Genomic DNA, 24,035 nt, shown 5'->3' on the forward strand with positions numbered 1-24,035 from the left:
CTGGCGCCAACGGGTCAGGCCGCCGCCGCGAGCGCTTCGCGCACCCGCGCCAGGGCGGCCTGTTCCGGGGCGGTCTCGCCCAGCATGTCGAAGGTGCGATAGATCGCGAAGGCGCAGTGGCCGTGCACGGTCGCCACCAGCGAGCGCGCCAGCGCCGCCGCCGTGTCGGGCCGAGCGTGGGGCAGGGCGGCGGCGATCTCGCCGGCGACGATGCCCATCAGGTCGCCGACGTCCTGGGCGTACCAGTCCGGCGCCGGGGCGTCGTCCGCCATGTGATGCTCGTAGACCGCGATCCAGGTCCGGGGATTGCCCGTGGCGAAATCGAAATAGCCGCGCACCAGGGCGCCGATCCGGTCGTCGCCCGCCGCCGCCAGCGCCTGGCGCAGGTGAGCCGACCAGAGCCGGAGGGTCCTGGCGTTGATCGCCAGCATCAGGCCGTCGTAGCTGCCGAACACATTGTACAGGGTGCCGATCGAATAGCCGACGCGCTTGGCGACGTCGCGCGCCGAGAACCGCGCCAGGCCCACCTCGGCCAGTTGCCGCCAGCCCTCGTCGACGCACAGCGCCTGGAGTTCCGCGCGTGTGTGGTCCGAACGTCGACCCATGAAAGGCTCCGGCAGAATTGAACACTGTTCAAAATAGATATTGAACACCGCTCAATTTCATGATCCCTTGCTCGGCGTCAAGGCGTCGCGAAGTAACGGCGCCCGCAGGGGACGGAGCGGACCATGGCCTGGCTGGCGATCCTGGGACTGGGTGTCTGGCTGTTCATCGAACACGCCGAGCGTCGAAATCTTGGCCGGGAGGTGGAGCGGCTGCGCGCCGCGCTGCAGTCGCTGATGGCCCGCGCCGCGCCCGTGCAGCCCGAGGCCACACTCCCGCCGGAGGTCGCGCCGCCAGAGCCGGCGTCCACGGCGACGCCCCGGACCGACTGGGCGGCTGCGCAGCCAGCGCCGATGTCGTTGCCGCCTGCCGAGCCCGCGCGAGCCGCTGATCCCGCGCCCGCGGCGGCGACTCGGGGCGGGCCGAGCCCGGCCTTGCTGGAGATCCGGGCGCGCGCCGCCGACACGCTTCCGCAGGCGGAATCCCGGCCGCCGCCGTCCCCGGCCGCGCCCCGTCCTGCGCCCGCGGTGTCCCGCGAGAGCCTCGAGCGCTGGCTGTCGGAAAAGGGGCTGGCCTGGATCGGCGGCGTGGCCCTGGTGGCCGGCGGCGCCTTCCTGGTCGGCTACGCCGTGCAGCATGGAATCCTGACGCCCCTGGTGCGCATCGTCGCCGCCTGCCTGCTGGGCGGGCTGATGCTGGCGGCCGGCGAGGCGATTCGGCGTGGCCGCCTGGCCGGCTTCGGCGGGCACAGCCTGGCCGCGGCGATCATCTCCGGCGCCGGCGCGGCGGTGCTGTACGGGGCGGTGTGGGCCGCGCACGGCCTCTACGGCTTCATCGGCGCGGGGACCTGCGCGATGCTGCTGGCGTCGATCTCGGCCGGCCTGATGGGGCTGGCCTTCCTGCATGGCGAGGCCCTCGGGCTGCTGGCCCTGGGCGGCGCCTTCGCCGCGCCGCTGATCGCCAGCCGGGGCGGCTGGGGCGTCGAGGCCATGACCCTCTATCTGGGGCTGTTGATCGCGGTCGGGATGACGATCGGCTGGCTGCGCCGCTGGGGCCGGGCCGCCGGCGCGGTGCTGCTGGGGGCCGGCGCCTGGGCGCTTCTCGCGGCGTTCGGCCAGGACAGCCTCAAGTGCCTGCTGCTGGGCCTGGAGCCGCTGGCCGCCCTGGCCCTGCTGGCGCATCTGCGCCCACGTCCGGCGGCCAGGGGCGTCACCGGCGGCGCCATGGCGCTGGCCACCCTGGCCGGCTTCCTGGCGCTGGCTTGGGCCTATGCCGGCGCCCGGCCCGAGCGCGAGGCGCTGATCGCGGCGGCCGCCCTGCCGCTGCTCGTCGCCGGGCTGCAACGTCGCGGCCACGCCGGCGTCTGGGGCCTGGGCGCGGTGGCCGGGACGTTCGCCCTGGCCGCTGCGGTCGCGCGCGTCGAGACCCATCCGTCGCTGTTGCTGGCGGCGCTCTGGGCGGTGCAGATCCTGGCCCTGGCCGGCGCGGCGCTGTGGAGCGCCGCGGGCCCGCAGGCCGGGAGCGAGGCGATGGCGGCGGGGGCGACCGGCGCGATCGGCGCCGTCGCCGTGGGACTGGCCGGCGCCGTGGGCTACCCGGCCGACGACCTGGCGCCGATCGGCCCGGCCGCGGCCTGCATTGCGCTGGCGTTCGGCGCCTGGCGCCTGGCGCTGCGCCGGCGTGAGCCGCTGGAGCTGGACTACTGGAGCGGTGGCGCGGCCGCCGCGCTGCTGACCGCGCTGGCGGTGGCGCTGTCGTGGCGCTGGGGACCGATGGGTTTCACCGCCGCGACGCTGGGTCTGGCCATGCTGGGCCGTCGCCTGGGGTGGCGGGCGGTGATGGGCGCGGCGGCGGCGAGCGCGGCCCTGGCCTTCCTGGCCCTGCTCGGACCGGACCTGCTGGTCTACGGCGTCTCCGGCCCGGTGGGCGCCGGCTGGGTGCTGGCGGCCGGCCTGGCGCTGGCGGCGGCGAGCTTCGCGGCGGCGCGGATCGTTCGGGCCCAGCGGGCGGCGGCGGAGGCTCTGCGCACCCTGTCGCCCCTGGCCGCCCTGGCGGGCGCCTTCGTCTTCCTGCGTTGGCTGGCGGGCGGCGGTCACGCGCCCGGAGCGTCCGCGGCCCTGGACCTGCTGACGGAGGCCTCGCTACGCACCGTGCTGATTGCGGTCGCCGGCCTGGTCAGCCTGGCGCGACGGCCGGACGAGACCACCGCCTTTGGCCGCTGGCGTGGGCATCTGCTGCTGGGCGCGGCCGGACTGCACGCGGCGCTGCTGCAGGTCATCGCCTTCAATCCGCGCTGGAGCCCGCTCGGCGACGTCGTCGCCGGCGTGCCGGTCATCGACGCCCTGGCTCTGGCCTATCTGGCGCCGGCGGCCCTGTTCGCGGCGGCGGCGTGGCGGATCTACCCCGCCGCCCGCCGGGCCGGACGCGCCTACCTGCTGGTCGCCCTGGGCTTCGGCCTGCTGTGGATCGGTCTGGAGGTCCGCCGCCTGTTCCACGGGCCGCACCTGGGCGGCGGCATCGCGGACATCGGCGCGGGCGAGGGCCTTGCGGCCTCGCTGGCGCTGTTCGCCGTGGCGGCGCTGGCCGGTCGGGCGCGTGGCCTGGCGGCGCGGGCGGGGGCGCATCCGGCGTGGGCGGACGTGGCCGCCGGCCTGCCGGCGGTGCGGCTGACGGCGACCGCCTTTGCGGTGCTGGTGGCCGGATTGTGGGCGAACCCGTGCTGGGGCGCTCCGCGTGCGCCCCTGGGCGGGGCCGTCCCCCTGGCCGGCGTGCTGGGCGGCTACGCCCTGGCGACGGTCCTGGCGGCCTGGCTGGCGGGGGCCGCCCGGCGCGGCGGCCACCCGCGCGAAGCCGACGCCGAGACGCTGGCGGCCATGGGCCTGGGGCTGACGCTGGCCACGCTCGGCGTGCGCGCCGCCTTCCAGGGGCCGGCGCTGGGGCTGGGCCATCCGGCCGGTGAGATGGAGATGTGGACCTATTCGGCCGTCTGGGCGGCCGTGGGCCTGGGCTTCATCGGCGCCAGCCGGCGCGGCGGCGGACTGTTCCTGCGGGCCGGCGTGGCGGTGCTGCTGGGCGCTGCGGCCAAGGTGTTCCTGGTCGACACCGCCAGCCTGTCGGGCGTCGTCCGGGCCGGCTCGTTCCTGGCCCTGGGCGTGCTGTTGCTGGCCGCAGCGCTCACCGCGCGGCGTCTTGGCCGGCCGCTCGGCGAGGACCCGGCGGCGAACGCGCCCTGAGCGCCTCGCCGGCCTTGACGGGCCCGGGCGAGGCGCAGAGCTTGCGCGGCCATCCGCCCGACCGGGTCCCGCGCAGCACACAGGGAAGACGCCATGAAACACATCACCCTCGGCAAGACCGGCCTGCGGGTCTCACGCCTGTGTCTGGGCACCATGCCGTTCGGCCTGCAGACGGACGAGGCCACCGGCCATGCGGTTATGGATGCAGCGGCGGAGGGCGGCGTCGACTTCCTGGACACGGCGGACGTCTATCCGCTGGGCGGCGACACCTCGACCGCCGGGCGCACCGAGGAGATCGTCGGCGCCTGGCTGAAGGGCAAGCGACAAAACTTCATCCTGGCCACCAAGTGCGTCGGCCAGATGGGCCCCAACCCCTGGGACCAGGGCATGTCGCGCAAGCACATCCTCGACGCCATCGACGCCTCCCTGAAGCGCCTGCAGACCGACTACGTCGACCTCTACCAGCTGCACAGCTACGACCCGGCCACGCCGCTGGATGAGGCGCTCGAGGCGCTGGACGCGGTGGTGAGGTCCGGCAAGGCGCGCTACGTCGGGGTCTCCAACTGGCCGGCGTTCCGGGTCGCGCGCGGCATCGGCCGCACCGAGTTGAAGAGCCTGTCGCGGATCGCCAGCGTGCAGCCGCGCTACAACCTGCTGTTCCGCACCTTCGAGCGCGACCTGCTGCCGCTGTGCCAGGAGGAGGGGGTGGCGGTGATCCCGTACAACCCGCTGGCCGGCGGGCTGCTGACCGGCAAGCACAACCATGCGGCCGCGCCCCCCAACGGCGGGCGCTTCACCCTGGGCCGGGCCGGGGCGATGTACCAGCAGCGCTACTGGCACGAGGCGGAGTTCGAGACCATCGAGGCGCTGAAGGGCCTGGCCGCCGAGGCGGGCATGAGCCTGACGACGCTCGCCGTGCGCTGGGTGCTGTCGAACCCGGCGATCACCGCCCCGATCATCGGCGCCAGCCGGCCCGAACAGCTCGCCGACAACCTGGCGGCGGCCGAACAGGGGCCGCTTCCCGCCGACCTGAAGGCGAAGCTGGACGAGCTGACCCACGGCTGGCGCGCGGTGGACGCCGAGCGCTGATAGCCGCCGGGGCCGGCCGCGCCGGCTCCGTTCGTCAGTCGAAGAAGGCGATGGTGCGGAACTCGATGCTCTCGCGCGGCGGGGTCCCGGCCGGAGTCGTGGGGTCCTCGAAGCCGGTGTGAGGCGTGAAGCGCGCCACCGAGGGATCGGAGTCCCAGCACTTGATCAGGATCGCCTCGTCGGGCGCCAGGTCGGGGACATACAGCCAGCGCTGCGCGGGGTTCGGCAGCACGTTGTAGATCTCGCCCCGGCGGTGCTCGAAGATCAGGTCCGAAGCGACCAGGTCTTCGGCCGCCACGCTGCGGGCGTCGGCGAACGCCAGGGGCCAGTCGCGCGCCACGCGGGCGATCGGCCGCCAGACGTTGATGATCGCCGCCCGCCGCTGCAGCAGGGCTTCGGCCTGGTCGCCCATCAGGTCGCGCACCCGCTGCGGACCGGAGGCGACGGTCTGGTCGACGTGGGCGCGGCCGGCTGGCGGTTCACCCCGGGGGCGCGGTCGGCGGCGCCGTCGATGCGGCGGCGCAGGGTATGGTCGAACACCACCACGCGACTGGCGCCCGTGGCGGCCCGGACGATCTCCGCGGCTTCCGGATGACCCAGGGCCAGGGTCTGGGCTTCGTCCCAGAAGTCACGCACCGCCGTGCGGTGGCGCACCACCTGGAAGCCCTCGACATCGACGCTGAGGCGACCCGCCAGCGGCCGGGCGTCGTGCACGCGCACGCTGGCGGCGCGCGGGCGCACGTTGGTCGCCGCTACCCCTTCCGGGGGCTTGTACGCGAACGTGTACGGCTTTTCGGGCGTGGCCTCGATGAAGGTCAGGCTGGCCTCGATGGAGGCGAGGGGCGGCTCGTCGCTGGCGGCGGCGGGCGAACGGGCGGCGGTGGCGAGGGTGGTCATCGTGACGGCTCCTGGTTGGAGGCGGCTCCCACGACATATCTTGGGGCGTACGCCCGCGACGGCCAGGGCCGGTGCGTCTGCCGGGCTTCGAATAATCCTACCGATCTTGAGAGGATTGCTCGGGGGGCAGGTCGTCGAGCAGGGCGGCGCGCTCCTGCGGCGTGTTGGCGCCGCGCACCCGCGGTTGCAGGTCCGCAGGGCAGGGCAGCCGCACCACGCCCGCCGCCGCCAGCAATCGGTGCAGCGGCGCGTCGCCGGCCATGCCGGCGTCGAGGGCTGCCAGGTCGACGGCCACCGGCAGATGGAAGCCGTCATACGCCGCGCCCGGCGCCGGCGCCGCCAGCAGGGGCGCCACGTCCGCGGGCCGCAGCGTCGGGGCGTCCACCGCCAGCACCAGCGCCCGTGTCGCGCCGGCCTCGCGCAGGGCAAGGGCCGCAGCCAGCACCCCGGCCACGGGCCCGGCCTGCGGCGCCGGGTCGGGGACGAACGGCAGGCCGTAGTCGCCGCCGGAGACGATCACCGGCGCGGCGCCCAGCGCCCGGGCGAGGTCGGCGACCCTGTCCACCGCGCGCCGCCCGCCCCAGTCCTGCAGCGCCTTGTCGGCGCCCATGCGGCTGGAGCCACCGCCGGCGAGGATGATCGCGCCGAGTCCTGGAACGGTGCTCATGCCGCCGCCCTCACCAGCAGGTGTAGCCGCCGTCGACCACCACCACCGAACCAGTCATCAGGCTGGCGGCGTCGGAGGCCAGGAAGTGCACGACGGAGGCCACTTCCTCGGGCTCGCCCAGCCGGCCCATCGGCGTGCCGTCGATCCAGCGGCGGTACATCTCGCTGGTCTGGTCGGCGAAGGCGTTCAGCGGGGTGCGAATATAGGTCGGGGCCACGGCGTTCACCCGCACGCCGCGCGAGGCCCACTCCGCGGCCAGCGACTTCGTCAGCTGATGCACGGCCGCCTTCGAGGCGTTGTAATAGCTCTGCCCCTGCGGGCGGTTGACGATGAAGCCGCTCATCGAGCCGACATTGACGATCGCCCCGGAGCCCCGCGCCAGCATGTGACGGCCGGCTGCGCGGGCGCACCAGAAGGTCCCGTTCAGGTTGACGTCCAGCACGTTCAGCCAATGCTCGTCGGCCACCGTCTCGGCGGCGGTCTCGCTGCGGGCGATGCCGGCGTTGTTCACCAGGATGTCGACGCGGCCGGCGCGCTCCTCAAGGCCGTCGATCTCGGCGGTCACCTGGGCGGAGTCGGTGACGTCCATCACCATCGGTTCGACCACATGACCCTTGTCGGCCAGGGCGGCGACGCCCGCGGCGAGGGCGGCTTCGGAGCGGTCGGCCATGGTCACGCGAGCGCCGGCCTCGGCCAGCGCCTCGACGATGGCCAGGCCGATGCCCTGCGCCCCGCCGGTCACCAGGGCGACGCGGTCGGTCAGCTTCAGACGTTCGAGGTACATGGAGAAAACTCCGGGGTCAGGCTGTCGGCGACGCGCGAGGCGCTCATCGAACAGGCTTAGTCCCGGCAAGCGCCTTTGTCACAAGCGGCCGCGGAGCCCGCGGCCGCTTGGCGCGGCGCAAAGGCGGCCGGCCGGACCCTTCGGCCCGGCCGGCGTCGCCAGAGGTCTCGGAGAAGGCTCCGAGAGAACCCGTCAGCGCCTAGCCCAGGGCGTCCTTCAGGGCCTTCGCGGGCTGGAAGGAGACCTTGCGGCTGGCGGCGACCTGCATGGTCTCGCCCGTGCGCGGGTTGCGGGCGGTGCGCGCCGGCTTGTTCTGCACCTTGAACTTGCCGAAGCCCGGCAGGGACACTTCCTCGCCCTTGACCGCCGCGTCGCGGATGTGGGCGAAGACGGAGTCCACCAGGGTCTTGGCCTGGGCCTTGGTCAGGCCGGCGTTGTTCGAGGCGAGTTGGTCGACGATGTCGTTGAGGGTCACGAGTTGCTCCAAAGAGAATCAGCTTGGTCGAGCCTGCCAAACGATTTCACGGCCGTCACCCGCGCGCGGCCTCCGAAACAGCCCAATCCACAGGCTGGGAAGGAAAAAACGCCCCTGCTAGGGTTGAGTCCCGGCCTCCCGGCCTCACGGTGAACGTCCTGACCCTGTTCCACGCCCCCTCGAAGGCCGACTGATGGCCCCGCGCGCGCCGCGGCCGCTGGACCGCATCGACCTGAAAATCCTGGCCGCGCTGCAGGCCGACGGGCGGATTTCCAACCGCGACCTGGCCGACGCCGTGGCCCTGTCGCCCAGCGCCTGCCTGGCGCGGGTGAAGAAGCTGGAGGAGACAGGCGTCATCACCGGCTACCACGCCGCCGTGCGCACCGAGCTGTTCCGGCCGACCATGTTCGTGTTCGTCGAGATCACCGTGAAGCGCCACCTGATGGCGGCCTTCGACGGCTTCGACGCGGCCCTGAAGGACATCCCGCAGATCGTCGAGGCGGCCCGGGTCAGCGGGGCGGTGGACTACATCCTCAAGATCCTGGTCGCCGACATCCAGGAGTGGCGGGCCGTGGCCGAGCTGCTGCTGCGCGAGGACCTCGGCGTGGAGAAGATGTCGTCGCACATCGTCGTGGTCGAGGCGAAGCGCTTCGAAGGCTACCCCATCACCGTGGGCAAGTCCGTCCGCTGACGGCCGCGGTCTGACCCTTCGCCGACCAGCTTCCGCCCGAATTGCGGGCGCCGGGCCGGGACAGGGACGCCGGCGGTCCCGGGGGCATGGCGGTTGTGACGGAATTTGCAGGCATGCGCCGCATATCGTGCGGCGAAAATCGGGAGTCGCGCTAACGACGTGCGGTGAAGATGAGAATAGATTAGATAAAACAATGACATAATGATATTGAAATCGCCACTGGACATGCAGTGAAACCCGCGATGACAGTCCCGGGACAGTTCTTCGGGCCGCCAGACGGGGGCCGGTGGAACGGGCGCAACGCACGGAATGCGGCGAAAACGCCGGGCCGGCGCGGGCGTCTTCGACCTTGAGACCTGACCTGAGGGGGCTGGATCCATGACACGCAAATTCGGGCGCATCACCGCCTTGCTGACGAGCGCCGCCACTCTGGGCCTGCTGGCCGCGGCGCCGGCCATGGCCGCGGACGCCGCGACGTCCGGCGACGTCGCCAGCCCGGCGGTGGACGAGGTGATCGTCACCGCCACCAAGCGGCCGGAGAAGGTGCGCCAGGTGGTCGGCGCCGTCAGCGCCCTGAGCGGCGACCAGCTGCAGCAGCTGGGGGCGCAGAGCCTGCAGGACTACATTGGCCGCGTCCCGGGCGTGGTGTTCAACAACTACCAGCCGGGCAATTCGCCGATCGTCATCCGCGGCGTCTCGACCACCACCTACCAGGAGCAGGGCCAGACGGTCACCGGCTACTACATCAACGAGATTCCGCTGGCCGAGCCGGGCTTCTCGATCCTGATCCCGGACGTCGACACCTTCGACCTGCAGAACGTGCAGGTGCTGCGCGGGCCGCAGGGCACCCTGTTCGGCTCGTCCAGCCTGGGGGGCCTGATCGACTATGTGACCAATCCCGCCGACGCCAACGGCTACCACGCCGCCGTCGAGGGCGGGGTCAACGGCACGGTGCACGCCCAGGAGGCGGGCTACGCCTTCAAGGGGATGATCAACATCCCGCTGATCAGCGACAAGCTGGCGGTGCGCGCCGTCGGCCTCTACCGCTCCGACCCTGGCTATATCGACAACACCGCCACCGGGGTGAAGGGCGCCAACGGCGAGGTCACCGACGGCGGGCGCCTGTCGATCGTCTGGACCCCGACCGACCGGACCCGGCTGACCTGGCTCAGCCTGTACCAGAAGATCGCCATCGACGACGGCAACTACCTGGTTCCCGGCACCCTGACCCGCACCACGGCGATCCCCGAGGCGCAGCGCGGCGCGCTCGACATGCACAGCCTGAAGCTGGAGCAGGACGTCGGCTTCGCCAACTTCACCGGCATCGCCGCCTATGCGCACAAGGACAAGTACGTCACCTTCGACGACGGGGTCTACTTCCCGGGCTATCTCGGCGGGACGCTGTTCCCCTCGCCGGAAGCCTCGCGCAGCCGCAGCGAATACATCGAGGCGCGCCTGGCCTCCAAGCCGGGGGCCAACCGGTTCATCGACTGGATCGTCGGCGCCAACTACTACGTCACCCGCAAGAGCGACCTGTCGACGATCAGCACGGCCGGCGCGGCCGACTATATCAACGCCCACCCGGGCGACTTCGGCGGGCCCAACATGGGCCAGGTGCTGGCCCCGGACGACGTCTTCTATCGCTACTCCACCAAGACCAAGGGCGAGGAGGCGGCGGTCTTCGGCGAGGTGAACCTGCACTTCACGCCGCAATGGACCCTGACGGCGGGCGGCCGCTATTTCCGCACCCACAGCGACGACACCCTGGTGCAGTCGCCGGGCACGCTGGGCGCCGCCTTCGACTTCCGCCAGCAGAGCACCGAGACCGGGTTCGCGCCCAAGGCCTCGCTGTCGTTCAAGCCGAACGACAACCTGATGTTCTACGGGCTGGTGTCCAAGGGCTACCGCTTCGGCGGGCCGAACCCGGTGGCGCCGTCGGCTCTGTACAACACGCCGCTGACCTACGGCACGGACTCGGTGGTGAACTACGAGCTGGGCGCGCGCACCACCTGGCTAGATCACCGGCTGGAGCTCGACGCCACCGTGTTCCACATCAACTGGACGAACATCCAGGTGCGGCTGTTCCGGCCGGACGGCTTCGCCTACGTGCTGAACGCCGGCGGCGCACACAACGACGGGGTCGAGTTCACCGGCCTGTTCCACGTCACCCACGCCATCGACCTGTCCAGCAACCTGACCTACCTCGACGCGCGCCTGTCGCAGGACCTGCCGCAATGCCAGGGCTGCGGCGGCCTGGTGTTCCCCAAGGGGACCCAGCTGCCGGGCGCCTCCAAGTGGCAGGTGACCAACACCGCGACGGTGCGGTTCGGCGGGCGATGGACGCCGACCCTGACCCTGACCCACCACTATGTCTCCGCCGCGCCGGTGGCGCTGGAGTCGGTCAGCACCCAGGGCGGCTACAACACCTTCGCGGCGCGGATCGCCGTGCCCGTACGCAAGGACCTCGAGGTCTCGCTGTGGGCCAACAACATCACCGACACCCGCGGGGTCACCGCCGGGCCGTTCGCCGACTCCGTGCCGGCGGTGGTGATCGTGCGGCCCAGGACGGTCGGGCTGACGCTGGACTGGCGGCAGTAGGCTGAAGGGGCATCCGGTGTTCGAGTTGCGTACCCTGACAACGAGGCAGGCGGACCGCGCCTGGGCGAGCGGCCGCTGTCGCGGCGGCGTCCAGGCGTGGCGGCAGCGGCGGGGGGCGCCCGCATGATGCCGGTGTTCCGCACCGCGGCCTCGTTCGCCCACGACCCCGCGCTGTTCTTCCGCCGGGGACGGATGATCCAGCATCCGGAGAGCGCAGAGCGCTTCCGCGTGCTGGAGGGCGCCCTGGCCGGCGCCGGCTACGCCCTGGCGGAGCCCGCCGACCGCGGCGAGACGATCCTCGAGGGGGTGCACGCGGACGACTACGTGCAGTTCCTCAAGCACGCCTGGGCGCGCCGCGCAGAGGTGGACGCGGACGCCGAGGAACTGCTCACCACCCAGTTCTCGCGGGTGCAGATGAACCGCCGGCCGGGCGGGCTGGCCGGCCAGCTCGGCTTCTACACCGCCGACACCTCGACGCCGATCCGGCACGGCACCTGGTCCGCGGTCTACGGCACGGCGCAAGCCGCGGCCGCCGCGGCCGATGCGGCGGGCGCCGCCGGCTTCGCCTACGCCCTCTGCCGGCCCCCGGGGCACCACGCCTTCGCCGACTGCGCCGGCGGCTTCTGCTATGTGAACAACACCGCCGTCGCCGCCCAGCGCCTGCGGGCGACGGGCGCCCGGCGCGTGGCGGTGCTGGACGTGGACGTGCACCACGGCAACGGCACCCAGGGCGTGTTCTATCGCCGCGCCGATGTGCTCACCGTGTCGCTCCACGCCGACACCAGCAACTACTTCCCGTGGTTCAGCGGCTACGCCGACGAGACCGGGGAGGGGGCGGGGGAGGGGTTCAACCTCAACCTGCCAATCGCGCACGGCCGCGGCGATGAGGACTTCCTGGCCGCGGTGCGGACCGGCCTCGACCGCATCGCCGCCGCCTCGCCGGACGCCCTGGTGGTGGCCCTGGGCCTGGACGCCGCCGAAGACGACCCGCTGGGGGTGCTGAACGTCACCACCGACGGCTTCGCGCGCGCGGCGGAGGCGATCGCCGCCTACGGCCTGCCTACCGCCATCGTGCAGGAGGGCGGCTATCTGTGCGAGGCGCTGCCCAGGAACCTGCTGGCCTTCCTGGGCGCCTTCGAGGGCCGCCATCCGGGGCTGCGCCGTGGCTGAGCCCATCGCCGGGCCGGTCGCCCCGATCCCGTCGAAGCGTCCGGAGACGTTCGAGAAGTTCGGCGTGGCCCTGGTCGACGACTATGCCTGGGTGCGCAATCCGGACTGGTTCAACCGCCTGCGCACGCCGGAGCGGCTCGAGCCGGAGATCCGCGCCGTCCTGGACGCCGAGAACGCCTATGCCGACGCCGTGCTGGCGCCGACGCAGGACCTGCAGCGCCAGATGGTCGCCGAGATGCTGGCCAGGTCCGGGGCCGGGGAGGGTGCGCCGCCGCAGGTCAGCGGCGGCTGGCGCTATGCCTGGAGCCTCCCGCCTGGCGCCGAACACCCCGCGCTCAGCCGCCAGCCGCTTGATGGGGGCCTGGCGCAGATGGTGCTGGACGTCCAGGCGGAGTCCGCGGGCAAGCCTTACTACCGGCTGTCGGACTTCAGCGATCCGACGCCGAGCCCGGACCACCGCCTGTTCGCCTGGGCCGCCGACGAGGCCGGCGACCAGCACTTCCGCCTGTACGTGCGGGAGATCGAGACCGGCCGCCTGGCGTCCCCGGTGATCGAGAGCTGCTATGGCGAGTTCTGCTTCTCGCCGGACTCGCGCTGGCTCTACTGGGTGTGGCGCGACCCGGTCAGCCGGCCGACCAAGGTGTTCCGCCGCCCGGCGATGGGCGGCGAGGACGTGCTGATCTACGAGGAGACCGACCCGCGGTTCTTCATCGCCCTCGAAAAGTCCCGCGCCGACGCCTGGGTGTTCATCCGCCTGTCCGACGGCGAGAGTTCGGAAACCTGGGCGATCCCCGGCGACGATCCCACCGCGCCGCCGCGCCTGATCGAGCCGCGCACGCCGCAGCTGCTCTACGACGTCGACGCGTGGCGGGGGCGCTTCGTGATCCGCACCAACGCCGACGGGGCCACCGACTACAAGCTGGTGACCGCCGATCCGACCGCGCCCGGCCGGGCGCACTGGCAGGCCTGGATAGACCACCAGCCGGGGCGGTTCATCGCCGAGACCCGCAGCTTTCGCGGCCATTATGTGCTGCTCGCGTGGGTGGACGCCAATCCGACGCTCGTGGTGCTGGACGGCGAGGGCGGCGAGCGGGGCGTGGCCATGGCCGACGAGGCCTATGCGCTGGCCTTCGCCGGCGGCGACTTCGACAGCCCCACGGTGACGTTCGCCTACGAGTCGCCCAGGACCCCACCGCGCTGGATCGCCTGCGACCTGGCCAGCGGCGACCAGACCGTGGTCGGGCAACGGACGGCGGGCGACTTCGACGCGGCCGACTATGTCGTGCGCCGCCTGTTCGCGACCGCCGAGGACGGCGCCAGCGTGCCGATCACCGTGCTGCGCCACCGCGACACGCCGATCGACGGAACCGCGCCGCTCTACCTCTATGCCTACGGCTCGTACGGCTACTCGATCCCGCCGGACTTCTCTCCGCAGCGCCTGGCCCTGGCCGACCGCGGCGTGGTCTGCGCCATCGCCCACGTGCGCGGCGGTGGCGAGCGCGGCCCCGGCTGGTTCGCCCAGGCCCGGCGGACCGGCAAGCGGCTCTCGATCAGCGACTTCATCGCCTGCGCCGAACACCTGATCGCCACCCGCCACACCGGGGTCGGGCGCGTCGTCGCGCACAGCTTCTCGGCCGGCGGCATCATCGTCGGCGCCGCCGCCAACTGGCGGCCGGAACTGTGGGCGGGGCTGATCAACCAGGTCCCGTTCGTCGATGTTGTCCGCTCGTGCCACGACACCAGCAATCCGCTGATCCCCGGGGCCCTGGCGGTGTGGGGTGACCCGGCCGACGAGGCGGTGTTCCGCTACCTGGCCAGCTATTCGCCCTATGACAACATCACTGAACAGGCTTATCCGGCGGCCCTGGCGCTGGGCGGGCTGCTGGACAACCGGGTCGGCTACTGGGAGCCGGCCAAGTGGGCCATGCGCCTGCGCGAGAAGTCCACCAGCGGCCGGCCGGTGCTGCTGAAGATCGACATGACCGCCGGCCACCAGGGGCACGCCGGCCTGATGCCGGAGCTGGAGCGCGCCGCCCTGGTCAACGCCTTCACCTTGTGGGCCACGGGCAGGGCCTGAGATGGACGGCGACGCCAGGCCCGCCGCGGCGTCGGGCGCCGCGATCGCCAACCAGCGGGCCGCCCACGCGCGGGGCCAAAGGCTGGGGTTCTGGACCAAGTCGGCCTATGGCGCCGGGGCGATGGTCGACGGGCTTGTCTCCACGGCGACCAACCTCTTCCTGTTCTTCTACCTGACGGCGGTGTGCGGCCTCTCCGGATCCCTGACCGGCCTGTCGCTGTTCGCCGCCCTGGTGGCCGACGCCGTGATCGACCCGCTGGTCGGCTCGCTGTCCGACAACACCCACAGCCGCTGGGGCCGGCGCCATCCGTTCCTGATCTGGAGCGCGCCGCCCCTGGCGCTGGCGTTCGGTCTGCTGTTCTCGCTGCCCGCCGGCCTGACCGGCCTGGCGGCGTTCTGCTACGTGACCCTGTTCTCGATCGTCCTGCGTGCGGCGCTGTCGGGCTTCAACGTGCCGCACTTCGCGCTCGGGGCCGAGCTGAGCGACGATTACGTCGAGCGCTCCAGCCTGGTCTCCTACCGCCTGTTCCTCGGCTCGGCCGGCAGCATCGCCTGCATGGCCCTGGGACCGCTGCTGTTCTTCCGCGGCGCGGACGGCATGCTGCGGCGCGCCGCCTATCCGCCGTTCGCCTGGACGGTGGCGGGGCTGGCGCTGCTGGCCGCCGCGGTGTGCGTGGCCACCACCCTGGGCCTGCGCCACCGCCTGCACCAGACGCCGCCCGGCGCCGTGCGCCCGGCGCGCCAGTTCGTCGCCGGCCTGCTGGAGCTGTTCCGCAACCCGACCTTCATCTTCCTGTTCATCTGCGAAGTGATCTATTTCGTGGCGCTGGGGGTCAGCAACACCCTGACCTTCCACGTCTACATCTTCTTCTGGCACATCCCGCAGCGCCTCAACCAAAGCATCATCATCGCCGGCATTCTGGGAACGCCGGCAGGGGTTTGGCTCAACAGCTTCACGTCGAGACGGTTCGAGAAGCGCACGGTCGCGGCGGCCGGCGTGCTGATCAGCGCCGCCTGCCAGGCGGCGTTCCCGCTGCTGAAGTTCGCCGGCCTGATGCCCGGTCCGGGGCCCTGGCTCTACGGCCTGATGATCGCCAACAGCGCCTTCGTCGGCGCGGTGATCACCACCGAGACGGTGGCCTTCTATTCGATGATCGCCGACGCCGCGGACGAGCACGAGCACCGCTTCGCCACCCGCCGCGAGGGGCTGTACTTCGCGGGCCTGTCGTTCGCCATCAAGGCCTCCAGCGGCCTGGGCTCGCTGATCGCCGGCGTGGCGCTGGATGCGATCCATTTCCCGACCGGCCTGGCCGCCCGAGGCGCGGCGGCGCCGGCGATCGCCCCGGAGGTGCTGACCCGGCTGGCGGTGATCTATGGCCCGGGCGTGGCGCTGGTCAGCGCCCTGTCGGCGGTGTCCCTGCTGGGCTACCGCCTGAACCGCCGCGCGCACGCCCAGGTGCTGGCGGACCTCGCCGAGCGGCGTCAGGCCCTCGCCGCCGCCACGGCCAGCGCCGTCTGAAGGCGCCCGACATGGCCCAGCTGACCCTGCAGGACCTCGATCGCGACCTGTTGCCGCCAGCGGGGCTGATCTCCGCGCCGACTGCGGGGAGAATCTCTGAAGACCTCGCCGAACGTTGACGGCCGCCCGGCATGGAACGACGCCGTCGGCCGGGCATTGCGCCTGCGATCCCCTTGCGAGCGAGGGATACGAGGCGTCGGCGGCGGTGGCGGTCGAACGGTCCCTGGGTTCTCGATCCCCGAGACGCCCATGCGGACAGGGCCGGCCTTCTGGCTGGCGGAAGGCGGCGATACATGAAGCGAGCGCGTGGCAATCCCTGGCTGGGCATCGGCTTGGACGCCTGGAGCCTGGGCCTGGAGGCGTCGGCCGTGATCGGGCTGCGGACCCTGAAGCTCGCCCAGGGCGGCGCCGACGGCCGGGCGGAGGCGGAGCGGATGGTCAGCGAGAAGGTCGCCGCCGCCGCGAGCCTGCAGATGCGGGCGCTGACAGGCGGGCTGGGCGGCACGCCGGCCAGCGTCTCGGCGCGGACGATCGCCCACTATCGGCGCAAGGTGCGGGCCAACCGGCGCCGGCTGAGCAAGGGCTAGGCCGCGGCGGGGCCGCGCAGCTGCGGCGTGGCGGCGGCAAGGTCGTTGCGCAGGGTGGTCGCGGCGACCCCGGCCTCGCCCATGGCGTGGCTGATCTGGTCCAGCCCGATCACCACGTCGCCGGCCGCGTAGACGCCGGGCACGCTGGTGCGCTGGTGCGTGTCGACCCGGATGCAGCCGTCCGCGGTCAGGCTGGCGCCGAGGCCGGCCGCCAGCGCCGAATGCACTGTCGACCCCAGCGCGGGGTAGACCGTGTCGAACCATAGGCGCCGACCCGCCGCCTCGAGGCTGATCGCCGTCGCCTCGACGCGGATGTCGCTGGCCGGTCCGTCGGCGACGGTGATCCCCAAGGCGGCCAGCTCGGCGCGTTGCGCCGCCCCGAACGCCGGCGCGGCGGTCGGGCCGATCACCGTCACGCGGTCGGTATAGGCGCGCAGAAAGCTGGCCTCCCTGACGGCGTGGGCGCCGGCGCCGATCACACCGACGTTGCGGTCGGTGACCTCGTAGCCATCGCAGACCGGGCAATAGCGCAGCAGGCCGCGGGCGAGCGCCTGGGCGTGCGCCGCTTCGCCGATCTCCGGGCGATGGTTGGAAACGCCGGTGGCCAGGATCACCGCCCGGGTCCGCACAGGCTCGCCCTGGGTGAGCCAGGCGGTGAAGTCGCCGGCCGAGCCGCCGATGGCGTCGACCCGCCCGGCCCTGAGGTCGACGCCGAAGCTGACGGCCTGGGTGCGCATGCGGTCGAGCAGCGCCTCGCCGGAGATCCCGCCGGGAAAGCCGGCGTGGTTGCGGGTGCGGGGAATCTGCGCCGCGCGCCCGCCGCCGGCGTCGACCACCACGGTCGTCAGCCGGAACCGCGCGGCATAGATCGCCGCCGTCAGGCCCGCCGGGCCGCCCCCGACGATCAGGCAGTCGGCGGCCATCGCGGTCATGGCTAGAAGACCTTGCGCACCTGCGGCTCGCGCGCCCAGATCCGCCCTTCCGCGGCCACCCGCACGAAGTCGTCCACCGAGCGGGCCGGCAGCACGATCAGGCCCGGATCGCTGCCCGGACCGACGCCGGAGAGCCCGCCCTTGACGAACAGTGGCTCGGCCGCGGGCAGGTAGGCGATCACCTTGAGGTGGGCGAAGGCGTCGCGCACGAAGTTCACCGCCGCCGCCTCGGTGGCCAGCTCGAAGCCGCCTTCCGGCGAGGGCAGCAGGGCGACGGCGTCGAACAGCACCGACGGGCCCCCGTCGAGCCGGTGGTCTGCCGCCAGCCGCTTGCCGTCGGCGGTGACGACGCCGGCGATGGTCGGGGCGACCAGTTCCAGGCTGGCGCCGGCCGCAGCCAGCGCGGTCTTCAGCGCCGCGACCAGGGCCCCGTCGGTTCCGTCGGTGACCAGGGCGCCCACCTTCCGGCCCTGCAGGGTCGGCTGGGCCTTGGCCAGGATGCTGAGCATCGGCGAGGGCGCGGGCTCCGCGGCGCGCCTGGCGCCCTTCGGCGGCGACTGCGGTTCGGCCAGGCCAAGGCCCGCGGCGACACGGGCGGCGAGGCGGTCGTCGACCGCCGCCAGCCGCGCGAGCACCGCCTCGCGCACGCGGGGCAGGAAGCACTTGCTGAGCTCGAAGATCAGGGCGGCGACGATGTGGCCCTGTTCGGGCTCGGTCTGGCTGAGGAAGAACAGCCGCGCCTGGCTGTAGTGGTCGGCGAAGCTTTCGGGCCGGATGCGCAGCTGCTCGCCGGCCTCTGGCGCGGGGAACGTCCGGTAGCCGAAGTCCGCCGAGGCGCGGGCCACGTCGGGACCGAGGCTGGAGGGCTCGTAGTTCACCTGGCCGACGGGAACGTCCATCCGCATGTGGCCATCGCGCTGCAGGTTGTGGAACGGGCACTTCGGCTGGTTGATCGGGATCTGATGGAAGTTGGGTCCGCCGAGGCGCTTCAGTTGGGTGTCGAGATAGGAAAACAGCCGGCCCTGCAGCAGCGGGTCGTTGGTGAAGTCGATGCCGGGCACGACGTTGGCCGTGCAATAGGCCACCTGTTCGGTCTCGGCGAAGAAGTTGGCCGGGTTGCGATCGAGCACCATGCGGCCGACGACCCTAAGCGGCGCGAGCTCCTCGGGAACCAGCTTGGTGGCGTCCAGCACGTCGAAGTCGAAGCCGTCGGCCTCGTCCTGGGTGAAGGTCTGCAGGCAGAACTCCCACTCCGGGAAGTCGCCCGCCTCGATGGCGTTCCACAGGTCGCGGCGATGGAAGTCCGGATCGGCGCCGTTGATCTTCACCGCCTCGTCCCAGACCACCGACTGCATGCCAAGCTTGGGCCGCCAGTGGAACTTGACGAAGGTCGAGCGGCCCTCGGCGTCGACGAGGCGGAAGGTGTGCACGCCGAAGCCTTCCATCATCCGCAGCGAGCGCGGAATGGCCCGGTCGGACATGATCCACATGACCATGTGCAGGCTCTCGGGCGTCAGCGAGATGTAGTCCCAGAAGGTGTCGTGCGCGGTCTGCGCCTGCGGAAACTCGCGGTCGGGGTCCTGCTTGGCGGCGTGGATCAGGTCGGGAAACTTGATGGCGTCCTGGATGAAGAACACCGGCATGTTGTTGCCCACCAGATCGAAGTTGCCCTGCTGGGTGTAGAACTTCACCGCAAAGCCTCGCACGTCGCGGGCGAGATCGGACGAGCCCTTGTTGCCGGCGACGGTGGAAAAGCGGGTGAACACCGGGATCTTCTCGCCCGGCCGCTGCAGAAAGTCGGCCATGGTGACATCGGCGCAGCTCTCCAGGCACTCAAAATAACCGTGCGCCGCCGATCCGCGGGCGTGGACCACCCGTTCGGGAATGCGCTCGTGGTCGAAGTGCATGAGCTTTTCGCGCAGGATGAAGTCCTGCAGCAGCACCGGCCCGCGCGGGCCGGCCTTCAGCGAATTCTGGTTGTCGCCGATCGGAACGCCCTGGTTGGTGGTCAGCTGCTCGGCGGCGTCGCCGGCCTGCAGCTGCAGCTCGCCGCCGGGCGGCGTCAGGGTGTCGGCGGCGGCGGTGGTGTCGTGATCGGCGGCCTGGGCGCGCTCGGCGGGGCTAAGCGGCGCGGACGATCGCGGCGCGGACGATCGCGGCGTGGACTTGGGCATGCACTGTCTCTCCGGCCGTCACGGCCGCTGGGGTGGGATCGGGGTAGGGCAGGGAAGCTGGGGTCGCTCGCCGCCTCGGCCCGCAAGGCGTTGCGCCTGGCGAGCCGTCAGCCGGACGAGGCCGGGCCGCGGGGTCAGATCGACCGGCGGCGGAACACCATGTGATAGAGCAGGAGCACGATCACCGCGCCGATCACGGCGACGAACATGCTGTAGAGGTTCAGCCCGGTGACGCCTGTCGCGCCGAAGAAGTGGCTGAACACGAAGCCGCCGACAAAGGCGCCGACGACGCCCAGCACGATATCCATCACCAGGCCTTCACCGGTCTTGTTGACCAGCTTGCTGGCGATGAAGCCCGATATGAGGCCCAGTATGAGCCATGCGATGATACCCAATTCGGCCTCCCGTTCGATTGCCGACACGTCGTCGGCAGAAGCCGTAAATCTTGGATGAGCATTCCGTTCCGCAGGCGGGATCAGATCTCGCGTTTCACGTCAAAATTATCTCGGGATCGTGGCGCCGCGTAACATTCTCCGGTGATGAGCCGGTCTGTGGCGAATACTTCAGGTTAGGAGGGAGAAGCTACGAATACAGGGACGGTGGGAGACTAAAGAATTTTTCAGACCCGCAACGATCACGCCCGTCGCGGCTTACTGGGGGATGAGTAACCGTGCCCCCCGACAGACGATCCTCGTGGTTGAAGACGAAGGGCTCGTGCGCCTCGCCACCGTCCAGGAACTGCTCGACGCCGGCTACGAGGTGCTCGAGGCCGCGAGCGCCGAGCAGGCGCTGGAGATCCTGGAATCCGGCGCGACGGTCGCGGTGCTGTTCACCGACGTCAACATGCCGGGCGAGCGCGACGGCCTTGGCCTGGCGCGCCTGGTGCACGAGCGCTGGCCCGCCGTCCGGTTGATCGTCACCTCCGGCGGCGGACAGATCTCCAAACGCGACGTGCCGGACGACGGCCGCTTCCTCGCCAAGCCCTATCGCCTCAGCCACCTGACCAACCTGGTGGAAGAACTGGCCGCCTCGCAGGCGCCCGGCCGGCCCGCCGGCGGCTGAACCTACGGCTCAGGCTGTCGGCAGCCAGCTGCGATAGAGCGGGTGGTCCTGGTCCAGCGGCAGGCTGACCGGGCGGTTGGTCCGGGCCGAGTGATAGGCCGCCGTCACCAGCTCCAGGGACCGGCGGGCGTCAGTCGTCGTCACCGGCAGCTCGGCGCCCTGGGTGACGGCCGCGTGGAACAGCTCGAACTGGCGGGTGTAGCTGTCCTCGTGGTGCGGATGCGCCGCCAGGGCGGCGTCGACCCTGGCCTGGTGCGCCTCGTCCTCGGCGATGAAGGTCCACGGGTCGCGGTACATGGTGTAGGGCTCGGTTTGGCTCTCGGCGACCAGGTCGCGGAAGGCGAAGCGCAGGCGCGAGATTTCGCGGCGCGACCCCAGGGTCATCGACAGGCTGGCCAGCGAGCCATTGGCCAGGCGCACGCTCAGGGCGGCGGTGTCCTCCACCTCGATCGGGTTCACCAGGGTCGCCGTCATGGCGAACACCTCGGTCGAGGGGCCGTGCACGTAGTTCAGCATGTCATGCGCGTGGATCGCATGCCCCAGCAGGCCGCCGCCCAGCTCGCTGGCCCACTTTCCGCGCCAGGGGACGGCGTAGTAGTCGGCGTCGCGCCACCAGTGGGTCTCGATGGTGGTCATGAAGGCCGGGCCGGTCAGGCCGGCGGCGATCAGCGCCTTCAGCTTCTGCAGGCCGGCCCCGAAACGGTACTGGAAGATCGGCATCAGCAGCCGGCCGGCGCGCGCCACGTCGGCCTCGATCTCGTCCACCTCGGCGATCGAGCCGAACAGGGGCTTCTCGCAGATCACGTGCTTGCCCGCCGCCAGGGCGGCGCGAACCATGGGAAAGTGCAGGTCGGGCGGGGTGCAGATGTCGACCACGTCGATGTCCGGCCGGGCGATCGTCGCGGCGAAGTCCAGGCTGAACTCGGGGATCTGGTAGCGGGCGCAGACCTTGCGCGAGCGCGGCTCATCCAGCGCGCACAGCACCGGCACGTCGAACAGCTGCGGCAGCCAGCGATAGCCCTTGGCGTGCATGGCGCCGATGCCGGAGCCGATGATGGCGACGCGAAGAGGGCTCATTCGGCGGCTCCGGAAACGGGCGGGACGGGGGTGAGAATCTGGGCGCGATCCTGCGCCTCGATCGCCAGGCGGCTGACCTCGAACACATGCGCCTGCGGCATGGCGGTCTCGGTGCGATCGCGCACGTCGGCCAGGAAGTCGCGAAAATAGACCAGCGGCTCGCCGGCGCAGTCGATGTGGCGCACGCTCTGGCCGTCCACCAGGAACAGATGGTCGCCGCCGGGCCTGCCGTCGATGTCGACGTACTTGCGCAGCTCGATGTAGCCCTCGGTTCCCAGCAGCGTCAGCCGTCCGTCGCCCCAGGTGGGCAGGCCGTCAGGGGTGAACCAGTCGACCCGGATATAGCCGGTGGCGCGGTCGCTCTTCAGCATGATCTGGCCGAAGTCCTGCAGCCCGGGGTCGTCAGGGTTGCCGTAGTTGCCGATCGTGCTGGCGATCACCTCGCCCGTGGCCGAGCCGGTGTAGAACAGGAACTGGTCGATCTGGTGCGAGGCGATGTCCACCAGGATGCCGCCGTAGCGCTCGGGCTCGAAGAACCACGATGGCCGCCGCGCCCGGTTCAGGCGGTGCGGCCCCATGCCCAGCGTCTGCACCACCCGGCCGATGGCGCCGGCCTGGACCAGTTCCCCCGCCTTCTGCGCCGCCCGCACCGCCAGGCGCTCGGAGAAGCAGATCGAGAAGATGCGCCCTGTCTCGGCCACCGCCTGGCGCAGGTCGGCCAGCTGCGCGGCGGTGGTGGCCCCCGGCTTGTCGCACATGACGTCCTTGCCGTGGCGCATGGCCTGGACGGCCATCGCCGCCCGGTCCGCGGGAACGGCGGCGTTGCACACCACCTGGATGCTGGGGTCTTCGAGGATCTGCTGCGGCGTCAGCACCGGCGCGTCCGGCCAGGTCCGTGCGATGCCCTTGGCGATCGCAGGGACGGTGGTCTCCTCCGCATAGCCCGCGAACTCGGCGCCCGCGGCCAGCAGGCCCTGGATGTGGTCGAAGATGTGCATGTGGTCGATGCCGAGCGCGGCGAAGCGGATGGCCATGACAGCGGAGACTCCTGCGCGACGGGGCGCCGCCGGAGAGGTCCGCGGGGCCTTGCGGCGCAACCCTAGGGGACGGGTGCGGCGGCCGCCAAGCGAGGCCGGCGAAAAACAATTGCCGCAGCCGCTTGCCAACCCCGGCTTTTTGAGTATGTTCCGCGCCCTCGCGCCGGGGCCTGGAAGGGCCTCAGCTGCCGAGCGGGTGTATAGCTCAGTTGGTAGAGCAGCTGACTCTTAATCAGCGGGTCGTAGGTTCGAGCCCTACTACACCCACCATATCTTTCAGGAACTTAGGCCGGATCTGAGGGGGCCTCGGCCCCGGTCGGGGCCGCGCCTGCCGTCCCGCCGGCTCAGGCCGCGAGGATCGCCACGCCCTGCGGACACAGCAGGGTCTCCACCCGCCGTCGCGGTTCCGGCGCCAGGGCCTGGAAGGCGGCCTTCAGCGCGGCCAGGCACTTGGCCTGGTAGCCGAACGGGGCCTGGGCGTAGGGATGGCCGGCCAGGGTGATGTGCAGCTCGCTGCGGCCGTCGGCCAGGGCGCGGGCGTTCTCGGCCAGGAACGGCAGGTAGACGTCGCTGGCCATGGCCAGCAGGCCCTGCAGGGCCGCGGAAGGCGGGGCGGCCGGATCGCGCCATGGGCCGGGTTCCAGGCCTGAGGCGTCGTCCAGGGTCTCGACCCAGGTGAAGGCCGCCGGATAGCGCTCGCGCATCAGCCGGCGTGGGGTCGGGTCGCGGGCCAGCTGCGACAGCTGGCCGTACCAGCCGAAGTCGGCGATCGACGGCCGCTGGCCGAACAGCCACAGGCCCTGGTCGGGGCTCTTGGCGTCGAGATGGGCGTCGATCAGGGCCAGCACCCGGTGCGCGTTTTCCTCGATCAGCGGCGCGTTGGCCGGGGTGCAGCCCACCAGGGGCATGCGGCCCACCTGGCGATCGCGGATGCTCGCGGCGGCGGCGTCGATCTCGGCCCGTGGGCGGCCCAGCATCGACTGCTGCACCAGGGTGAAGGCGTTGACGTCGACGTCTTCCGGGTAGGCCCAGCGGTAGTGGAACATCGCCTTGGTCCCCCATTCGTCGGCCATGTCCTCGATCAGGAAGGCCAGGAAGGCGTCGGCGGGATCGTCCGGGACCAGGCCCCGATCGGCGTGGGCGGCCTCGAGCGCCGCGATCACGGGGGTGGAATCGTTGCGCCACGAACCGTCGGGAAAGCGGATCACCGGAATCACCGGGACCTTGACGTTGTCGCGCACGGAACTGGTCAGCCCGGTCGAGCGCCAGATGTGCGGCAGCCGGCGGTAGCGCAGCACCGCGCGCACCTTCAGCGAGTACGGTGAGCCCAGGGCGCCGTGAATCTCGTAGACGCCGTCCATGT

General features: G+C 71.7%; 19 protein-coding genes, 1 tRNA gene and 1 pseudogene. 10 read left to right on the forward strand and 11 right to left on the reverse strand.

The window, feature by feature from the left end; translation table 11 throughout:
* Nucleotides 1-14 precede the first annotated feature (14 nt).
* Nucleotides 15-605, reverse strand: a complete 591-nt coding sequence (locus ACO2Q3_RS06150) for a TetR/AcrR family transcriptional regulator (protein ID WP_423305683.1) — start codon at nucleotides 603-605, stop codon at nucleotides 15-17.
* 123 nt (nucleotides 606-728) lie between these two features.
* Between ACO2Q3_RS06150 and ACO2Q3_RS06155 the strand changes: the two genes are divergently transcribed.
* Together ACO2Q3_RS06155 and ACO2Q3_RS06160 are read left to right on the forward strand one after the other, a co-directional pair.
* Complete coding sequence (locus ACO2Q3_RS06155) at nucleotides 729-3,836, forward strand: DUF2339 domain-containing protein (RefSeq protein ID WP_423305684.1); 3,108 nt, start codon at nucleotides 729-731, stop codon at nucleotides 3,834-3,836.
* 93 nt (nucleotides 3,837-3,929) lie between these two features.
* On the forward strand, nucleotides 3,930-4,925 hold the full coding sequence (locus ACO2Q3_RS06160; RefSeq protein ID WP_423305685.1) for an aldo/keto reductase: 996 nt from the start codon (nucleotides 3,930-3,932) through the stop codon (nucleotides 4,923-4,925).
* 34 nt (nucleotides 4,926-4,959) lie between these two features.
* Here the strand turns inward: ACO2Q3_RS06160 and ACO2Q3_RS06165 are convergent.
* The 4 genes and pseudogenes from ACO2Q3_RS06165 to ACO2Q3_RS06180 all read right to left on the reverse strand — a co-directional run bounded on the left by ACO2Q3_RS06165 (nucleotide 4,960) and on the right by ACO2Q3_RS06180 (nucleotide 7,748).
* A pseudogene (locus ACO2Q3_RS06165) lies at nucleotides 4,960-5,822 on the reverse strand (CmcJ/NvfI family oxidoreductase).
* A gap of 97 nt (nucleotides 5,823-5,919) precedes the next feature.
* Entirely contained in the window at nucleotides 5,920-6,489 is a 570-nt protein-coding gene (gene mobA / locus ACO2Q3_RS06170) for a molybdenum cofactor guanylyltransferase (protein ID WP_423305686.1), read from the reverse strand.
* Nucleotides 6,490-6,499: 10 nt separating this feature from the next.
* Nucleotides 6,500-7,273, reverse strand: a complete 774-nt coding sequence (locus tag ACO2Q3_RS06175) for an SDR family NAD(P)-dependent oxidoreductase (protein ID WP_423305687.1) — start codon at nucleotides 7,271-7,273, stop codon at nucleotides 6,500-6,502.
* 199 nt (nucleotides 7,274-7,472) lie between these two features.
* Nucleotides 7,473-7,748, reverse strand: a complete 276-nt coding sequence (locus tag ACO2Q3_RS06180; RefSeq protein WP_423305688.1) for an HU family DNA-binding protein — start codon at nucleotides 7,746-7,748, stop codon at nucleotides 7,473-7,475.
* 193 nt (nucleotides 7,749-7,941) lie between these two features.
* On the opposite strand from ACO2Q3_RS06180, the gene ACO2Q3_RS06185 reads away from it, so the two are divergent.
* The 6 genes from ACO2Q3_RS06185 (at nucleotide 7,942) to ACO2Q3_RS06210 (ending at nucleotide 16,390) form a co-directional block, all read left to right on the forward strand.
* A complete protein-coding gene (locus ACO2Q3_RS06185; RefSeq protein WP_423305689.1) occupies nucleotides 7,942-8,439 on the forward strand; it encodes an Lrp/AsnC family transcriptional regulator in 498 nt (165 codons plus the stop codon).
* Between the two features lie 378 nt (nucleotides 8,440-8,817).
* A complete protein-coding gene (locus ACO2Q3_RS06190) occupies nucleotides 8,818-11,037 on the forward strand; it encodes a TonB-dependent receptor (protein WP_423305690.1) in 2,220 nt (739 codons plus the stop codon).
* 96 nt (nucleotides 11,038-11,133) lie between these two features.
* Nucleotides 11,134-12,207, forward strand: a complete 1,074-nt coding sequence (locus tag ACO2Q3_RS06195) for a histone deacetylase family protein (protein WP_423305691.1) — start codon at nucleotides 11,134-11,136, stop codon at nucleotides 12,205-12,207.
* A complete protein-coding gene (locus tag ACO2Q3_RS06200) occupies nucleotides 12,200-14,284 on the forward strand; it encodes a S9 family peptidase (protein ID WP_423305692.1) in 2,085 nt (694 codons plus the stop codon). The genes ACO2Q3_RS06195 and ACO2Q3_RS06200 overlap by 8 nt, the downstream gene beginning before the upstream one ends.
* Nucleotide 14,285: 1 nt before the next feature.
* Entirely contained in the window at nucleotides 14,286-15,803 is a 1,518-nt protein-coding gene (locus ACO2Q3_RS06205; protein WP_423305693.1) for an MFS transporter, read from the forward strand.
* Nucleotides 15,804-16,096: 293 nt separating this feature from the next.
* Nucleotides 16,097-16,390: a hypothetical protein gene (locus tag ACO2Q3_RS06210; RefSeq protein ID WP_423305694.1), complete on the forward strand. Its 294-nt coding sequence runs from the start codon at nucleotides 16,097-16,099 to the stop codon at nucleotides 16,388-16,390.
* Here the strand turns inward: ACO2Q3_RS06210 and ACO2Q3_RS06215 are convergent.
* From ACO2Q3_RS06215 to ACO2Q3_RS06225, 3 genes are all read right to left on the reverse strand, one after another.
* On the reverse strand, nucleotides 16,387-17,322 hold the full coding sequence (locus ACO2Q3_RS06215) for an NAD(P)/FAD-dependent oxidoreductase (protein ID WP_423305695.1): 936 nt from the start codon (nucleotides 17,320-17,322) through the stop codon (nucleotides 16,387-16,389). The two genes, ACO2Q3_RS06210 and ACO2Q3_RS06215, sit on opposite strands and share 4 nt — an antisense overlap.
* A gap of 2 nt (nucleotides 17,323-17,324) precedes the next feature.
* The gene (locus ACO2Q3_RS06220; protein WP_423305696.1) at nucleotides 17,325-19,496 is read right to left on the reverse strand and encodes a catalase; all 2,172 of its coding nucleotides are present in this window, start codon (nucleotides 19,494-19,496) and stop codon (nucleotides 17,325-17,327) included.
* A gap of 134 nt (nucleotides 19,497-19,630) precedes the next feature.
* Nucleotides 19,631-19,891, reverse strand: coding sequence for a GlsB/YeaQ/YmgE family stress response membrane protein (locus ACO2Q3_RS06225; RefSeq protein ID WP_423305697.1), 261 nt, complete (start codon nucleotides 19,889-19,891; stop codon nucleotides 19,631-19,633).
* 298 nt (nucleotides 19,892-20,189) lie between these two features.
* Here ACO2Q3_RS06225 and ACO2Q3_RS06230 point away from each other — a divergent pair, with 298 nt between their 5' ends.
* Nucleotides 20,190-20,558 (forward strand): response regulator, encoded by a 369-nt coding sequence (locus tag ACO2Q3_RS06230; protein ID WP_423305698.1) that lies wholly within the window; start codon nucleotides 20,190-20,192, stop codon nucleotides 20,556-20,558.
* A 9-nt stretch (nucleotides 20,559-20,567) separates the two neighbouring features.
* Here the strand turns inward: ACO2Q3_RS06230 and ACO2Q3_RS06235 are convergent, their stop codons facing one another.
* Both ACO2Q3_RS06235 and ACO2Q3_RS06240 read right to left on the reverse strand, forming a co-directional pair.
* Nucleotides 20,568-21,635, reverse strand: a complete 1,068-nt coding sequence (locus ACO2Q3_RS06235) for a Gfo/Idh/MocA family protein (RefSeq protein WP_423305699.1) — start codon at nucleotides 21,633-21,635, stop codon at nucleotides 20,568-20,570.
* Complete coding sequence (locus ACO2Q3_RS06240) at nucleotides 21,632-22,669, reverse strand: Gfo/Idh/MocA family protein (protein ID WP_423305700.1); 1,038 nt, start codon at nucleotides 22,667-22,669, stop codon at nucleotides 21,632-21,634. The genes ACO2Q3_RS06235 and ACO2Q3_RS06240 overlap by 4 nt, the downstream gene beginning before the upstream one ends.
* A gap of 197 nt (nucleotides 22,670-22,866) precedes the next feature.
* Between ACO2Q3_RS06240 and ACO2Q3_RS06245 the strand changes: the two genes are divergently transcribed.
* Nucleotides 22,867-22,942 (forward strand) — tRNA-Lys (locus ACO2Q3_RS06245).
* Between the two features lie 74 nt (nucleotides 22,943-23,016).
* Here ACO2Q3_RS06245 and ACO2Q3_RS06250 read toward each other — a convergent pair.
* Nucleotides 23,017-24,033 carry a glutathione S-transferase family protein gene (locus tag ACO2Q3_RS06250; protein ID WP_423305701.1) on the reverse strand — a complete coding sequence of 339 codons (1,017 nt, stop codon included), beginning with the start codon at nucleotides 24,031-24,033 and terminating at the stop codon, nucleotides 23,017-23,019.
* Nucleotides 24,034-24,035: the final 2 nt, after the last annotated feature.

This window comes from Caulobacter sp. KR2-114 (genome assembly GCF_049446115.1).
Taxonomy (GTDB): Bacteria; Pseudomonadota; Alphaproteobacteria; order Caulobacterales; family Caulobacteraceae; genus Acaudatibacter.

Coding starts and splice junctions, on each gene's coding strand:
- ACO2Q3_RS06215 (WP_423305695.1), bottom strand. CDS start 17,322: ATGACCGCGATGGCCGCCGACTGCCTGATCGTCGGGGGCGGCCCGGCG.
- ACO2Q3_RS06175 (WP_423305687.1), bottom strand. CDS start 7,273: ATGTACCTCGAACGTCTGAAGCTGACCGACCGCGTCGCCCTGGTGACC.
- ACO2Q3_RS06150 (WP_423305683.1), bottom strand. CDS start 605: ATGGGTCGACGTTCGGACCACACACGCGCGGAACTCCAGGCGCTGTGC.
- ACO2Q3_RS06220 (WP_423305696.1), bottom strand. CDS start 19,496: ATGCCCAAGTCCACGCCGCGATCGTCCGCGCCGCGATCGTCCGCGCCG.
- ACO2Q3_RS06235 (WP_423305699.1), bottom strand. CDS start 21,635: ATGAGCCCTCTTCGCGTCGCCATCATCGGCTCCGGCATCGGCGCCATG.
- ACO2Q3_RS06240 (WP_423305700.1), bottom strand. CDS start 22,669: ATGGCCATCCGCTTCGCCGCGCTCGGCATCGACCACATGCACATCTTC.
- ACO2Q3_RS06160 (WP_423305685.1), top strand. CDS start 3,930: ATGAAACACATCACCCTCGGCAAGACCGGCCTGCGGGTCTCACGCCTG.
- ACO2Q3_RS06185 (WP_423305689.1), top strand. CDS start 7,942: ATGGCCCCGCGCGCGCCGCGGCCGCTGGACCGCATCGACCTGAAAATC.
- ACO2Q3_RS06210 (WP_423305694.1), top strand. CDS start 16,097: ATGAAGCGAGCGCGTGGCAATCCCTGGCTGGGCATCGGCTTGGACGCC.
- ACO2Q3_RS06250 (WP_423305701.1), bottom strand. CDS start 24,033: ATGGACGGCGTCTACGAGATTCACGGCGCCCTGGGCTCACCGTACTCG.
- ACO2Q3_RS06205 (WP_423305693.1), top strand. CDS start 14,286: ATGGACGGCGACGCCAGGCCCGCCGCGGCGTCGGGCGCCGCGATCGCC.
- mobA (WP_423305686.1), bottom strand. CDS start 6,489: ATGAGCACCGTTCCAGGACTCGGCGCGATCATCCTCGCCGGCGGTGGC.
- ACO2Q3_RS06155 (WP_423305684.1), top strand. CDS start 729: ATGGCCTGGCTGGCGATCCTGGGACTGGGTGTCTGGCTGTTCATCGAA.
- ACO2Q3_RS06190 (WP_423305690.1), top strand. CDS start 8,818: ATGACACGCAAATTCGGGCGCATCACCGCCTTGCTGACGAGCGCCGCC.